This window comes from Streptomyces hebeiensis (assembly GCF_052983195.1).
This window is the reverse complement of sequence record NZ_CM129812.1, coordinates 1,012,157-1,026,092: the sequence shown is the minus strand read 5'-3', so window position 1 is coordinate 1,026,092 and position 13,936 is coordinate 1,012,157. Positions and strand designations below refer to the sequence as shown.

Here is a 13,936-nt window from a genome sequence, read left to right as displayed (position 1 = left end):
AAGGTCCATGCAGGGAACACCGAAGGGCGGTGCCGGCCACGGCGCCGCCCCCATGGGCGCCCAGCTGGTGAGTATCGGCGTGGTGCTGGGGAAGCTGCGGGACGAGTTTCCCGACGTGTCCGTCTCCAAGATCCGGTTCCTGGAGTCCGAGGGGCTGGTCGAGCCGCGCAGGACACCCTCCGGTTACCGCAAATTCAGCCCCGAGGACGTCGAGCGGCTCGCTCAGGTGCTGCGGATGCAGCGGGACCACTATCTGCCCCTGAAGGTCATCAGGGAGCATCTGGACGCCCTGGAACGGGGCGAGCGTCCACCGTTGCCCGGCCCGCAGCGCGAAGGACCGGACGACGGCGTCTGGGAGGCGGCGGAGCAGGTCGCTCCGCCCGCCGGACGTGTCGGCCGCGAGGAACTGCTGGCCGCCGCCGGGGCCGACGAGGCCATGCTCGCGGAGTGGGAGTCGTACGGCCTGCTCCCCCCGATGCCGGACGGCGGGTACGACGCCGATTCCGCCACGGTGGCGAAGCTGCTCGCCGATCTGGGGAAGTTCGGTCTGGAACCCCGGCATCTCAGGCTGGTGAAAGCGGCGGCCGAGCGCGAGGCCGGCCTGCTCGAACAGGTGGTCGCCCCGCTGCGCCGACACCGTAATCCGCAGACCAGGGCCCACGCCGAGGCCACCATGCGGGAACTGGCCGCTCTCTCCGTCCGGCTGCACGCGGCACTGGTCAGATCGGCCCTGGGGACCCGCCGCCACTGACCGTGGAGGAGTCCGACTACCCAAACCGGCCGGGCACGTCCTAGGGTTGCTGTGTGAACGAGCTCGACGTAGTGGGTGTCCGGGTGGAAATGCCCTCCAACCAACCGATCGTGCTCCTGCGTGAAGTGGGAGGCGACCGGTACCTCCCCATTTGGATCGGACCGGGGGAGGCGACCGCGATCGCCTTCGCCCAGCAGGGCATGGCCCCGGCCCGGCCGCTGACCCATGATCTCTTCAAGGACGTGCTGGAAGCGGTGGGCCAGGAGCTCACCGAGGTCCGGATCACGGATCTGCGCGAAGGGGTCTTCTACGCGGAGCTGGTCTTCGCGAGCGGGGTCGAGGTGAGCGCCAGGCCGTCGGACGCCATAGCGCTCGCGCTGCGCACGGGTACGCCGATCTTCGGCAGTGACGGGGTCCTGGACGATGCCGGTATCGCCATCCCGGACGAGCAGGAGGACGAGGTGGAGAAGTTCCGCGAGTTCCTCGACCAGATCTCGCCGGAGGACTTCGGGACCAACAGCCAGTGAGACGCCGGTGAGCGCCCCGTCGGCCCGCCGCCGGCGAACATTCGGTCAGCCTTTCCCCGGAAGGGGGCACGGGAAACCACACTCAGGGTGATTATCACCCGGCGTGGCGAGTGCGGCGATCGTTGACGCACCCCGGGTGACTGCCTACCTTCGACAAGGCAGGTCAAGGACGGAGGGTCGGCGTGAGAAGCAGCGGCGACAGTACGGCGGCGAGCGGGCCGTTTCCGCTTCACGGCAGCGCGGCCGGCCCCGGCGCGGAGACGGTCGGATACCGAGGCCCGACCGCCTGCGCCGCGGCGGGCATCACCTACCGCCAACTGGACTACTGGGCGCGTACGGGACTGGTCGAACCGAGTGTCCGGCCGGCCTACGGTTCGGGCACGCAGCGCCTGTACAGCTTCCGGGACGTCGTCGTCCTCAAGATCGTGAAGCGGTTCCTGGACACCGGGGTCGCCCTGCAGAACATCAGGGCCGCGGTCCAGCACTTGCGCGCGCGGGGGTTCCAGGATCTGGAGCGGATGACGTTGATGAGCGACGGCGCGACCGTCCACGAGTGCACCTCTCCCGACGAGGTGGTCAGCCTGCTCCAAGGGGGCCAGGGGGTCTTCGGGATCGCCGTGGGGGTCGTGTGGCGGGACGTGGAGGCCGCGCTCTCGCAGTTGCACGGGGAGCGGGTCGACACCGGCGAGACGCTGATCGGGAACAACCCGGCGGACGAACTGGCCAGGCGCCGCCGAGACCGAGCGGTCTGACCGCGCGCCTCTTTTCGGGGCTCGGTTCGTGGCGGACGTGGGGCCACCCCGGACGTACCGGGCACCCCGGCCCGGACGGCGGAAGCCGAATGTCAGTGGCGTGAGGGACGATCGGCAGTGTGAGAACCGCACCGACGATCCTGCATCTGGACATGGACGCCTTCTACGCCGCGGCGGAGCAGGCGGCCAAGCCCAGTCTGCGCGGAAAACCGGTGATCGTCGGCGGGCTCGGTCCGCGCGGGGTGGTCTCGACGGCGTCGTACGAGGCGCGGCGGTTCGGGGTGCACTCGGCCATGCCCATGGCCCAGGCGCGGCGGCTGGCGCCGAACGCGGCTTTCCTCACCCCCCGCTTCCGGCTCTATCGCGAGGTCAGCGACCAGGTGATGGAGCTGCTGAGCAGGCTTTCCCCGCTGGTGGAGCCGTTGAGCCTGGACGAGGCGTTCGTGGACCTGGAGGCGGGCGGCGCGGCGGACGACACCGCCTCGGCGCGCGCGACGGGTGAGCGGCTGCGCGCGGACATCAGGGCGGCCACCGGGCTGGCCGGGTCGGTGGGGCTGGCGGGGTCCAAGATGCTCGCCAAGATCGGCTCCGAGCAGGCCAAGCCCGACGGTCTGGTCATCATCCCGCCCGGCTCCGAGCGGGAGATGCTGGGACCCATGCCGGTCCGGACCCTGCCCGGGGTGGGACCGGCGACGGGTGAGCACCTGCGCAGGGCAGGGATGACGACGGTCGCGGATCTGGCCGAGGCGGGTGAGGACGAGCTCGTACGGCTGCTGGGCAAGGCGCACGGAGCGTCGCTGTACCGGATGGCGCGGGGCCATGACGACCGGCCGGTGGTCTCCGAGCGTGACGCCAAGTCCGTGTCGGTGGAGGACACCTTCGACGTCGACCTGCACGACCGGGTCCGGGTGCGCGCCGAGGTGGAGCGGCTCGCGGAGCGGTGCGTGGGGCGCCTGCGGGACGCGGGGCGGTCCGGGCGGACGGTGGTCCTCAAGGTCCGGCGGTACGACTTCTCGACGCTGACGCGGTCGGACACGCTGCGCGGGCCCACGGACGACCCGGTCGTGGTGCGTGAGGCGGCGGCGCGGCTGCTGGAGGGGGTGGACACCACCGGCGGCGTGCGGCTGCTGGGGGTGGGCGTGACGGGGCTGGCCGACTACACGCAGGAGGACCTCTTCGCCCAGGCGGCGGCCGACGCTCCCGTCGGCGGAGTCGGCGAGGGGAGCGTCGTTGGGGGCGGCGCCCCGGTGCCGCCGGCGGACCTGGCGGCGGGAGGCGGGGACACCGGAGGCGGGGAAGCGGGGGGCACGGCGGATGACCGACCGGCGGTCGTGGCGGGACCGGCGTCGGCCGACGCCGTGGACGGGCCCGGGCAGCGGCGCTTCCCCGCCGGTCACGACGTGCGCCACGCGGCGTTCGGGGCGGGCTGGGTGCAGGGCAGCGGGCTGGGGAGGGTGACCGTACGGTTCGAGGAACCGGGCTCCGCGCCCGGGCGGGTGCGCACCTTCTGGGTCGACGACCCCGATCTCGAACTCTCCGATCCGCTGCCCCTCATACCGGGGGCGGTGGCGGGCGCGGTTGTGGGGCCGGCCGACGCGGACGCGGCCGTGACGGGCGAGGGGAACGACCGAGAAGGGACCGGGGACGGGGCGGAAGGGGGGCCTGGACCGGAGGGAAGGGCCGGGGGCGGTACACGGGACGACGCGACGGTGGGCGGTGCGGCGGGGCCTGCCGAGGGTCAGTCGTCCTGGTCGGCGATGCGCCCGAAGCCGCGCTCCGCGTCACGGTCCGACAGGGAGGCGGGCGGGTCGGCCGGCTCCGGAGCGGGGAGGGGGAGTCCGTAGTGGCGGTAGAGCTCCAGCTCCTGCTCGGGTGAGAGGTGACGCCCTACGCCGAAGTCGGGCGCGTCCCTGATCAGGGCGCGGCCGAAGGGGACGCGCAGCCCGCCGTCCAGCAGTGTGCTGGGCGCGAGGGGGACGAAGGCGTCGCGGCTGAAGATTCCCGTGCGGACGGCCGCCCATTCGGGGACACCGGTCGCGTCGTCCAGATACACCTCGTCCACCGTGCCGATCTTGCGGCCGTCCCGGTCGAATGCCTTGCGCCCTATCAGGCTGCGCGGATCGATGTCGGTTTCCACCGTCGTTCCCTTCGGTCGCACCGGTCGCACCGGTCGCACCGGTCGCACCGGTCGCGTTGGTCGCACTGGTCGCTACGGAATACCAAAGTGCAGATTTCGGACGTCGGCCACTCGAAAGCCGCCTGTAACACCGCGCTGGTAGGCTGGCAGTCGGCTGCTGACCCCATGCGGGAGAGTCCTCCGGAGAGATGGCCGGGGGCGCCGAAGGAGCAAATCCTCCCCGGAATCTCTCAGGCACCCGTACCGCATGGACGAGGTCACTCTGGAAAGCAGGGCGGGCGTCGGACGGCTCCCGCTCTCACCGACGGTGAAAGCCGGACCGTGTGCGGCGGGCCGGTGAAGCTCTCAGGTCGAGATGACAGAGGGGGAGGCCGTCCGGGTGCCCGTTCGCGCGGGTGCCTCTCGCAGGTCGTGACAGACCAGGAGGCCTCTCCATGACCGACCGTCGCATTCCGCTCGCCGAGCTGGAGCGGGGCACACCCTTCGAGCAGCGCCACATCGGGCCCGACGCGGAGGCGCGGGCGAAGATGCTGGCGCAGGTCGGCTACGGCTCGCTCGACGAGCTGACCGACGCCGCCGTGCCCGACGCCATCAAGAGCGTGGAGGCGCTGCGGCTGCCCGGTTCCCGTACCGAGCCGGAGGTGCTGGCCGAGTTGCGGTCGCTGGCGGACCGCAACGAGGTGCGGACGTCGATGATCGGGCTCGGCTACTACGGCACCTTCACCCCGCCCGTGATCCTGCGCAACGTGCTGGAGAACCCGGCCTGGTACACCGCGTACACGCCGTACCAGCCGGAGATCTCCCAGGGCCGGCTGGAGGCGCTGCTCAACTTCCAGACCGTCGTCGCCGAGCTGACCGGGCTGCCGACCTCGAGCGCCTCACTGCTCGACGAGAGCACGGCGGCGGCCGAGGCGATGGCGCTGTCGCGCCGCGTCGGCAAGGTCAAGGACGGGGTGTTCCTGGTGGACGCCGACGCCCTGCCGCAGACAATCGCCGTCGTCGAGACCCGGGCCGAACCGACCGGCGTCGAGGTCGTGGTCGCCGATCTGAGCGAGGGCATCCCGGCCGAGGTGGCCGAGCGCGGCGTCTTCGGAGTCCTGCTCCAGTACCCGGGCGCCTCCGGGGCCGTCCGGGACCTCGGGCCCGTGATCGAACGGGCCCACGAACTCGGCGCGGTGGTCACCGTCGCCGCCGATCTGCTGGCGCTGACGCTCCTCACCCCGCCCGGGGAACTGGGCGCGGACATCGCGGTCGGCACCACCCAGCGCTTCGGCGTCCCGATGGGCTTCGGTGGACCGCACGCCGGCTACATGTCCGTACGGGAGAACTTCGCGCGCAACCTGCCGGGCCGGCTGGTCGGGGTGTCCGTGGACGCCGACGGGGACCGGGCGTACCGGCTGGCGCTCCAGACGCGGGAGCAGCACATCCGCCGGGAGAAGGCCACGAGCAACATCTGCACCGCGCAGGTCCTGCTGGCCGTCATGGCCGGGATGTACGCCGTGTACCACGGCCCGGACGGGCTGCGGGCGATCGCGCGCCGCACCCACCGGTACGCGGCGCTGCTCGCCGAGGGGTTGCGGGCGGGCGGGGTGGAGGTCGTGCACGGCGCGTTCTTCGACACGCTGACGGCCCGCGTCCCGGGCCGGGCCGCCGAGGTCGTCGCCGCGGCCCTGGCGAGCGGGATCAACCTGCGCCTCGTGGACGGGGACCACGTCTCGGTCGCCTGTGACGAGACGACGGGCCGCGCGCAGCTGGCCGCGGTGTGGGCCGCCTTCGGCGTGGCCGGCGACATCGAGGCGCTCGACGAGGCCACGGACGACGCCCTGCCGGCGGACCTGCTGCGCGCCGACTCGTATCTGACGCACCCGGTCTTCCACCGCCACCGCTCCGAGACGGCGATGCTGCGCTACCTGCGCCGGCTCGCCGACCGGGACTACGCGCTGGACCGGGGCATGATCCCGCTCGGCTCCTGCACGATGAAGCTGAACGCGACCACGGAGATGGAGCCGGTCACCTGGCCCGAGTTCGGGGCGCTGCACCCGTTCGCGCCGGCGGAGCAGGCGAGCGGCTATCTGACGCTGATCCGGGAGCTGGAGGAGCGGCTCGCCGAGGTCACCGGGTACGACGCGGTGTCCCTCCAGCCGAACGCCGGCTCGCAGGGGGAGCTGGCCGGTCTGCTGGCCGTACGGGCGTACCACCGCGCCAACGGCGACGCCGGCCGCACGGTCTGTCTCATCCCCTCCTCCGCGCACGGGACGAACGCCGCGAGCGCGGTGATGGCCGGGATGAAGGTCGTCGTCGTCAAGACCGGTGAGAACGGTGACGTGGACCTGGCGGACCTGCACGCCAAGATCGAACGGCACGGCGCCGAGCTGGCCGTCCTCATGGTCACCTATCCCTCCACACACGGCGTTTTCGAGGAGCACATCGGGGACATCTGCGCGGCCGTGCACGACGCGGGCGGGCAGGTCTACGTCGACGGCGCGAACCTCAACGCGCTGGTGGGGCTGGCGAAGCCGGGCCGGTTCGGCTCGGACGTGTCGCACCTGAATCTGCACAAGACGTTCTGCATCCCGCACGGCGGCGGTGGCCCGGGGGTCGGTCCCGTCGGTGTACGGGCGCATCTGGCGCCGTACCTGCCGAACCACCCGCTCCAGCCGGCGGCCGGGCCCGGGACGGGCGTCGGGCCCGTCTCGGCGGCGCCCTGGGGCTCGGCGGGCATCCTGCCCATCTCCTGGGCGTACGTGCGGCTGATGGGCGGCGAGGGGCTGAAGCGGGCGACCCAGGTCGCCGTGCTCGCCGCCAACTACATCGCCAAGCGACTGGAGCCGCACTACCCGGTGCTCTACACCGGTCCGGCCGGTCTGGTGGCGCACGAGTGCATCGTGGATCTTCGGCCGCTGTCCAAGGCCACGGGAGTGAGCGTCGACGACATCGCGAAGCGGCTGATCGACTACGGCTTCCACGCGCCGACGATGTCGTTCCCCGTGGCGGGCACGCTGATGATCGAGCCCACCGAGAGCGAGGACCTGGCGGAGATCGACCGGTTCTGCGAGGCGATGATCGCGATCCGCCGGGAGATCGACAAGGTCGCGTCGGGGGAGTGGCCGGCGGACGACAACCCGCTGCGCAACGCCCCGCACACGGCCGCCGCGCTGGGCGGCGAGTGGGACCGTCCGTACAGCCGTACCGAGGCGGCCTTCCCGGCCGGTGTCTCGGCCGCCGACAAGTACTGGCCGCCGGTCCGCCGGATCGACGGCGCGTTCGGCGACCGCAACCTGGTCTGCTCCTGCCCGCCGCTGGACGCGTACGACGACTGACCGTCCGGGGCGCCGGGCAGGCCGTCCGGCCGGGGCCGTGGTCCCGGCCGGACCGCGCCCGAGGGGCCGAACGGCCCGGTGCCCGCGCCCGATGTGACCGGTACGGTGGCGGCGCCGGGGCAGGACCGACAGGGCGGGGGCGCCGCGGGCGGCATGCCGCCCACCCGTCGTCCGCCGGGCGCTCGGGACGCTCCGGCCTCGCCGTGGCGGCCCGTCAGGCCGCTGTGATCGTCTGCCCGCCGCGCGACGACCGGTGCGGGGCGATGATCTTGCCGTCCGGCAGCAGCTCGCCGGTGTCCTCGAAGACGAGGACACCGTTGCACAGCAGACTCCAGCCCTGCTCCGGGTGGTGCGCCACCAATCGTGCGGCGTCGCGGTCGGCGGAATCGGCTGTCGGACAGGCTGGTTGGTGCTGGCACATGGATGGGTTCTTTCGCTGCGTCGTGGTGTGTGTCCCGCGGCTTGACGTCGTCATGGCCGCTCCCCCGTATCTGTCTGGTCCGGTCCTAGTGTTGCCCCACGGACGGCGATCCGCAGGGATTTCGCGGCAGCTCTCCTTTCTGCTCAAGGACGTATCACCCGCACGGACGGTTCAGCTCAACTCGCCGGTCTTTTCGGGTGGTTCGACGTGGCCGAAGAGAACTAGTGCCGCGACCGGCAGGGTTTGCCCGTCAAGGAGCGGCGTCCGGTGCGTGTGATCGCAAGGCGGCCGGAAGTCCATGTAGCGGAGCTACCTGGGCTTGTGGCCAACGCGGCGAGCGCGCGTGCCGGGCGTCGCGACGGGGCAAACGTTGCCGGGAGGGGCACTAGTGTCCCTCCGGCGGCCCGTTCGCGGGCGTCGGACGCGCCCGGCGCGCCGGGTCGGCACCGCGGAACGCGCCGGTGCCCCGTGACCGGTGAGGTCGCGGGGCACCGAAGAGGCGCACGGGACGAGCGGGGAGGGAGCCCGTCATTCCCGTCAGGCCGGAGCGCGCAGCAGCGGCGGTGCCGCCCCGAGCCGTAGCCCGATCACCGGCAGCAGATCGGCGACCCGGTGCGGGCGGTGGGCCGCGATGCCCGGCGGGGCCGGTGCGAGAGGCACCAGGATGTCGGCCGGCCCGAGCGCGCCCTCGGCGGCGTCGTCCCGCGTGTCCTCGTGCAGCCAGAGCGCGAGCATGTAGAGCTCGGCCACCCACAACAGCCGCGGCTGGTACGGCGTGGTCAGCGACTCGGCCTGGCGCAGCGCGCGCTCCGTGGCGGTGAGGTACGGGCCCTCGAAGAAGCGGGAGAACGCCCAGCCGTCCGCGGTGAGCATCGCGTCGGCGGCGGCGACCGCTCGGTCACCGCCGCGGATCAGGAAGCGCCAGCCGGTCAATCTGGTCCGTGGCGCCCGGCCCGCGGCTGCCGCTTCTTCCGCCGTCGCGACCAGGTCGAGCGCGTGGACGGGCAGGGGCAGTTCGGGGTTCAGCGGCCCCGGGGCGGACTGGAGTGCCGGTGTGCGGGCATCGCGCACGGCGGTGGGGGAACTGAGTGCCGCGAGAACGCTGCGCAGGGCAGGCGCGGGGGCCGGAGGAACATGCAGCGGCATGGTGGGTTGCCTCTCACTTCAGGAGACACAGGGGTGATGCGTGAAGGGGAGCGTGAACCGGTGCGGACGTCACTGTCAGCGTGCGGGGTCAGAGGTGGGCCTCACAGATCGCAATGCCGGGACGCCGACTCTCCGCCTCGTACGCGAAGTTTATACGACGTGTGTTCACGTCAGGTTTCTTCTAGCTCTCGCCGATATTGCGGACAAGGCGATATCCGGACCTCGTCCGGTGCGGTTACTGTGGATAAACGGCGAAGACACGCGGCTGGCCTGGGCCGATTCCTTCGAACGGGTCGGCCGAAAATCACCACCAACTCTTCGGCGTTTTTCCCCGGATGTCGGGCACCGGAAACGCCGTAGTCAACGCCATGCCAAAGGAATGTGCCGATCGATCGGGGGCACCACTGTAGCGGTCGGCCGCCGTCCGTGGGGGTCCATCGGCCGACCGGGACGTTATGGATCACGCTGTGTGGGCATTATCGACCGTGACGCGATGCTCGTGCCGCGGGCTGCCCACGAGGAGGGACACTTCGATGGGGGAGAAGGTCGAGGCGGGCGGTTCCGACCTGTCCGATCGGCAGAAATACCGCAGGAAGCTCCGGCAGTGCCTGGCGGTACTGGAGCGGTTGCTGGCGGACGGGAGGTTCGACCGCCCCAAGAATCTGATGGGGCTGGAGATCGAGCTCAATCTCGCGGGCACCGACGGGATGCCCCGGATGCTGAATGCGGAGGTGCTGCGGCGCATCGCGAGCGGGGATTTCCAGACCGAACTCGGCATGTTCAACATGGAAGTAAATATCGCTCCGCACCGTATCGGTGGTCGAGTCCTCGATCAGCTCGCGGAGGAACTGCGCGCCGGGCTCGGATATGCTCACCGCAAAGCGCGTGAGGTCGACGCGGGGATCGTGATGATCGGAATTCTCCCCACCCTCACCCAGCACGACGTGGTCTCCGAGAATCTCTCGGACGTCCGCCGCTACGCACTCCTCAACGAGCAGATGCACGCGGCCCGCGGGGAGGATTTCACGCTGGACATCGAAGGGGTGGAACGGCTGTCCACCACATCGTCGTCGATAGCCCCGGAAGCGGCCTGCACCTCCGTGCAACTGCACCTCCAGGTGACTCCGGACCGCTTCGCCGATGTGTGGAACGCCGCGGAGGCCGTGGCATCGGTCCAGGTGGCACTGGGTGCCAATGCTCCGTTCCTGTTCGGCCGCGAGCTGTGGCGCGAGTCCCGGCCGCCGCTGTTCGAACAGGCCACCGACACCCGCCCGCCCGAGCTCAAGGCGCAGGGCGTGCGCCCCAGGACCTGGTTCGGCGAGCGCTGGATCGACTCCGCGTACGACCTTTTCGAGGAGAACCTCCGCTACTTCCCGCCCGTGCTGCCGATCTGCGACGACGAGGACCCGCAGCGGGTCCTGGACGCCGGCGGTGTGCCGGGGCTCTCGGAGCTGGCGCTGCACAACGGCACGGTCTACCGCTGGAACCGCCCGGTGTACGAGGTCGTCGGCGGCGTACCGCACCTGCGGGTGGAGAACCGGGTGCTGCCCTCCGGCCCCACGGTCACCGACGTCGTCGCCAACGCGGCGTTCTACTACGGCCTGGTGCGGGCGCTCGCCGAGGACGTCAGGCCGGTCTGGAGCAGGCTGTCCTTCGCCGAGGCCGCGGAGAACTTCGACGTGGCGTGCCGGTACGGCATCGACGCCGAGTTGCGCTGGCCACGCCCGGGCCGGGCGGGCGGGACCACGAGCGTTCCGGTGGTCAAGCTCGTGCGGGACGAGCTGCTGCCGCTCGCCGCCGCGGGCCTCGACGCCTGGCAGGTCGAGCCCGCGGACCGTGACTTCTACCTCGGGGTGATCGAGGAGCGGTGCAAGCGGCGGGTGAACGGGGCGTCGTGGCAGGTGGACACGTTCCACCGGGCGCTGGAGGCCGGGCTGGACCGGGACGCCGCACTCGCCGCCACCACCCGACGCTACTGTGAGCTGATGCACGCGGGAGAGCCGGTGCACACCTGGCCCGCCGGATTCCCCGCGCGAGCCGCGGTCCGGGCGGTGTGAGCGGTTCCGGTACGAGTGGTACCGATGAGGGCGGATCCGGCGTGAGGCGTGGTCCGCCCGGGCGGCGCCAGTGGACGTGCACGCGGTGCGAGCCGTCGTCCGTCCGGCGATACGAGTGTGGTCGCGCGGACGGCGCGAGCCGTCGGACCCGGGCCTGACCGCACTCTCTCCGGTCCGGTCGGGCAAGCTGTGAGGTCACAGGATCTGGCCCTCGGCCGGTCGCGTGCGCTCCGGCGTTCCCGCGCGCCCGTCGGCGACACCACGGGTCCGGGGACGACTCAACTGGAGGTACGTGTGCGGGTGGAGGCGGGGCGGATGGCAGGTTCCTTTCCCCAGGAGGCCATCTCGCGGAAGACCCTGCGGCACGAGACCGTGCTCGTGCTGGCTCTCTCGCTGGGCGCGAGCGGGGTATCGGCGCTCATCAGCTTCATCGGCTCGGTGACCAGGCCCGAGTCGCTGGGCAGCCAGGCGGCCAATCTCAATTCGTCGGCCGCCCCGGGACGGCCCTGGCTGGACCTGGCCTGGCAGCTGTTCGGCATCAGCACCGCCCTGGTGCCCGTCGCCCTGGTCGCGCATCTGCTGCTGCGCGAGGGCAGCGGCGTGCGGGACATCGGCTTCGACGGCCGTCGGCCCTGGCCGGACCTGGGACGGGGCGCGGTGGTGGCGGCGGGGATCGGCAGCACGGGGCTGGCGTTCTACCTGGCGATGCAGGCGGCGGGGTTCAACCTGACCGTGGTCCCGGAGTCGCTGCCGAACGTCTGGTGGAAGTTCCCGGTCCTGATCCTGTCGGCGGTGCAGAACTCCGTGCTGGAGGAGGTCATCGTCGTCGGCTACCTGCTCCGCAGGCTGGGACAGCTGGGATGGACGCCGACGGCCGCCCTGGCGGCGAGTTCGGTGCTGCGCGGCTCCTACCACCTGTACCAGGGCATCGGCGGCTTCGTGGGCAACATGGTGATGGGCGTCGTGTTCGTGCTGCTGTACCGGCGCTGGGGGCGGGTCGGTCCGCTGGTGGTGGCGCACGCGCTCCTCGACATCGGGGCCTTCCTCGGCTACGCGCTGCTGGCGGGCAAAGTGGGCTGGCTGCCGACGGTGTAGCGGGACCGGGCGTCCGTGCGCCGCCGGACCGAGCGGCGTACGGAGACCCGGGACGGCGGCGTACGGACAGTGGTGTACGGACGGGGCGGGCGGCACGCGGGCGCCGCCCCGGCATCCGGTGTGCCGTGCGGCGTCACACGTCGGGGGAGCTGAACAGTTCGCCGTCGACGACCGTCACCGCCCGGCCGGTCAGCAGCGTCCGCTCGCCGCGCAGTGCCGTACGCACGAACCCGGTGCGGGCCGAGACCTGGAGCCCGGTCAGGTCCGCACGGCCGAGGGCCGCCGCCCAGAACGGCGCGAGCGCGGTGTGCGCGCTGCCCGTCACCGGGTCCTCGGCGATTCCGACGGCCGGGAAGAAACCGCGCGAGACGAAGTCGTAGCCGCCCGCGGGGTCCTCGGCGACGGCCGTGGCGATGACGCCGCGCCGGGAGTGGGCGGTGAGCGCGCCGAAGTCGGGGGCGAGGGCCCGTACGGTGCGCTCGTCGGCGAACTCCACCAGCAGGTCGCCGAGATCCTCCGACGTGTCGTACGCGGATACCGGCTCGGCTCCCAGCGCCGCGGCGATCCCCGCGGGGATCTCCACCCGCGTCAGGGAGGACGTCGGGAAGTCGAGGGTGATCGAGCCGTCGTCGTGCGTGGTGGCGCCCAGGATCCCGGCGCGGGCGGCGAAGCGCACCGTTCCGCTCGCGCGGCCCGCCGAGCGCAGGACATGGGCCGTGGCCAGGGTGGCGTGACCGCACATGTCCACTTCGGTCGTGGGCGTGAACCAGCGCAGCGCCCAGTCGGCGTCGCCGCCGGCCGGCAGCGGGTGGGCGAAGGCGGTCTCGGACAGGTTCACCTCGGCCGCCACCCGCTGGAGCCAGGAGTCGTCGGGGAACGGCCCGGCGTCAAGGAGCAGCACCCCGGCGGGATTGCCGCTGAAGGGCCGGTCGGTGAAGGCGTCGACGATTCGGATCCGCATGCGCCGAGCCTAGACGCAGTCCGAGGCCGGGTCCCAGCCGGCGGGTGTCTTGCTGTGCGATCGGTTCCGATATATCGTTGAGATATCGCGACCGATCAACGATGAATGGAGCGAAGCGATGCGTCCCCATGGACATGAACACGGACACGAATACGGCCACGGGCGTGGACCAGGGGTCGGGCACTGCGGGCCCGGTCAGCATCTCCAGGGCGAGTTCGAGGGCCTGCGGCGGGCCTTCGGGCCGTTCGGGCCGCCCTTCGGGGGGCCGGGCGGCCCCTTCGGCGGCCCGTTCGAGCGCGGCGGCCGGGGGCGCGGCGGCCGGGGGCGGGCACGCCGCGGCGATGTGCGTGCCTCGATCCTGGTGCTGCTCAAGGACCGGCCCATGCACGGCTACGAGATGATCCAGGAGATCGGCGAGCGCAGCGGCGGCGCCTGGCGGCCCAGCCCCGGGTCGGTGTACCCGACCCTCCAACTGCTGGAGGACGAGGGGATGATCACCAGCGAGAGCGGCGGCGGCAAGAAGCTGTTCACGCTCACCGAGGCCGGCCGTACCGAGGCCGAGTCGGTGCCCGACACCCCCTGGGAAGAGGCCGGGCGCGGCATCGACTGGGAGACGATGAACGAGATCCGGCAGGCCGGTTTCGGGCTGATGGAGGCGTTCGGTCAGGTCTGGCGGACCGGCACGCCCGAGCAGCGGCAGAAGGCCGTCGAGATCATCAATGATTCCCGCAAGAGGCTGTACCTGATACTCGCCGACGAGGACGCCTGA

At 71.8% G+C, this 13,936-nt stretch carries 12 protein-coding genes and 1 riboswitch; of the genes, 8 read left to right on the top strand and 4 right to left on the bottom strand.

From position 1 onward, the window contains the following. Nucleotides 1-7 precede the first annotated feature (7 nt). The 4 genes from ftsR (at nt 8) to ACU6P3_RS04370 (ending at nt 3,874) form a co-directional block, all read left to right on the top strand. Nucleotides 8-751 (top strand): transcriptional regulator FtsR, encoded by a 744-nt coding sequence (gene ftsR, locus ACU6P3_RS04385; protein WP_447196009.1) that lies wholly within the window; start codon nt 8-10, stop codon nt 749-751. Nucleotides 752-804: 53 nt separating this feature from the next. Further along, a complete protein-coding gene (locus ACU6P3_RS04380) occupies nt 805-1,278 on the top strand; it encodes a bifunctional nuclease family protein (RefSeq protein ID WP_005475662.1) in 474 nt (157 codons plus the stop codon). 182 nt (nt 1,279-1,460) lie between these two features. Continuing rightward, the gene (locus ACU6P3_RS04375) at nt 1,461-2,030 is read left to right on the top strand and encodes a MerR family transcriptional regulator (RefSeq protein WP_447196008.1); all 570 of its coding nucleotides are present in this window, start codon (nt 1,461-1,463) and stop codon (nt 2,028-2,030) included. A 119-nt stretch (nt 2,031-2,149) separates the two neighbouring features. Beyond that, nucleotides 2,150-3,874, top strand: a complete 1,725-nt coding sequence (locus ACU6P3_RS04370; RefSeq protein WP_447196007.1) for a DNA polymerase IV — start codon at nt 2,150-2,152, stop codon at nt 3,872-3,874. On the opposite strand, the gene ACU6P3_RS04365 is transcribed toward ACU6P3_RS04370, so the two are convergent. After that, a complete protein-coding gene (locus ACU6P3_RS04365; protein ID WP_447196006.1) occupies nt 3,769-4,167 on the bottom strand; it encodes a PRC-barrel domain-containing protein in 399 nt (132 codons plus the stop codon). The two genes, ACU6P3_RS04370 and ACU6P3_RS04365, sit on opposite strands and share 106 nt — an antisense overlap. Before the next feature lie 158 nt (nt 4,168-4,325). Beyond that, a riboswitch (glycine riboswitch) is annotated at nt 4,326-4,423 on the top strand. A 178-nt stretch (nt 4,424-4,601) separates the two neighbouring features. Here ACU6P3_RS04365 and gcvP point away from each other — a divergent pair. Beyond that, a complete protein-coding gene (gene gcvP, locus ACU6P3_RS04360; RefSeq protein WP_447196005.1) occupies nt 4,602-7,487 on the top strand; it encodes an aminomethyl-transferring glycine dehydrogenase in 2,886 nt (961 codons plus the stop codon). 214 nt (nt 7,488-7,701) lie between these two features. Here gcvP and ACU6P3_RS04355 read toward each other — a convergent pair whose 3' ends face one another. Continuing rightward, nucleotides 7,702-7,908, bottom strand: coding sequence for a DUF5999 family protein (locus ACU6P3_RS04355; protein WP_447196004.1), 207 nt, complete (start codon nt 7,906-7,908; stop codon nt 7,702-7,704). Nucleotides 7,909-8,445: 537 nt separating this feature from the next. Further along, on the bottom strand, nt 8,446-9,054 hold the full coding sequence (locus ACU6P3_RS04350) for a hypothetical protein (protein ID WP_447196003.1): 609 nt from the start codon (nt 9,052-9,054) through the stop codon (nt 8,446-8,448). A gap of 533 nt (nt 9,055-9,587) precedes the next feature. Between ACU6P3_RS04350 and ACU6P3_RS04345 the strand changes: the two genes are divergently transcribed. Both ACU6P3_RS04345 and ACU6P3_RS04340 read left to right on the top strand, forming a co-directional pair. Next, the gene (locus tag ACU6P3_RS04345; protein WP_447196002.1) at nt 9,588-11,111 is read left to right on the top strand and encodes a glutamate-cysteine ligase family protein; all 1,524 of its coding nucleotides are present in this window, start codon (nt 9,588-9,590) and stop codon (nt 11,109-11,111) included. 294 nt (nt 11,112-11,405) lie between these two features. After that, complete coding sequence (locus ACU6P3_RS04340; protein WP_447196001.1) at nt 11,406-12,206, top strand: CPBP family intramembrane glutamic endopeptidase; 801 nt, start codon at nt 11,406-11,408, stop codon at nt 12,204-12,206. Between the two features lie 133 nt (nt 12,207-12,339). Here ACU6P3_RS04340 and ACU6P3_RS04335 read toward each other — a convergent pair whose 3' ends face one another. Then, the gene (locus tag ACU6P3_RS04335) at nt 12,340-13,167 is read right to left on the bottom strand and encodes a PhzF family protein (protein WP_447196000.1); all 828 of its coding nucleotides are present in this window, start codon (nt 13,165-13,167) and stop codon (nt 12,340-12,342) included. A 118-nt stretch (nt 13,168-13,285) separates the two neighbouring features. On the opposite strand from ACU6P3_RS04335, the gene ACU6P3_RS04330 reads away from it, so the two are divergent. Then, nucleotides 13,286-13,936 carry a PadR family transcriptional regulator gene (locus ACU6P3_RS04330; protein ID WP_447195999.1) on the top strand — a complete coding sequence of 217 codons (651 nt, stop codon included), beginning with the start codon at nt 13,286-13,288 and terminating at the stop codon, nt 13,934-13,936.

Bases quoted from the DNA above. Each gene is read 5' to 3' on its own strand.
- ACU6P3_RS04350 (WP_447196003.1), bottom strand. From the start codon at position 9,054: ATGCCGCTGCATGTTCCTCCGGCCCCCGCGCCTGCCCTGCGCAGCGTT.
- ftsR (WP_447196009.1), top strand. From the start codon at position 8: ATGCAGGGAACACCGAAGGGCGGTGCCGGCCACGGCGCCGCCCCCATG.
- ACU6P3_RS04345 (WP_447196002.1), top strand. From the start codon at position 9,588: ATGGGGGAGAAGGTCGAGGCGGGCGGTTCCGACCTGTCCGATCGGCAG.
- ACU6P3_RS04355 (WP_447196004.1), bottom strand. From the start codon at position 7,908: ATGTGCCAGCACCAACCAGCCTGTCCGACAGCCGATTCCGCCGACCGC.
- ACU6P3_RS04335 (WP_447196000.1), bottom strand. From the start codon at position 13,167: ATGCGGATCCGAATCGTCGACGCCTTCACCGACCGGCCCTTCAGCGGC.
- gcvP (WP_447196005.1), top strand. From the start codon at position 4,602: ATGACCGACCGTCGCATTCCGCTCGCCGAGCTGGAGCGGGGCACACCC.
- ACU6P3_RS04330 (WP_447195999.1), top strand. From the start codon at position 13,286: ATGCGTCCCCATGGACATGAACACGGACACGAATACGGCCACGGGCGT.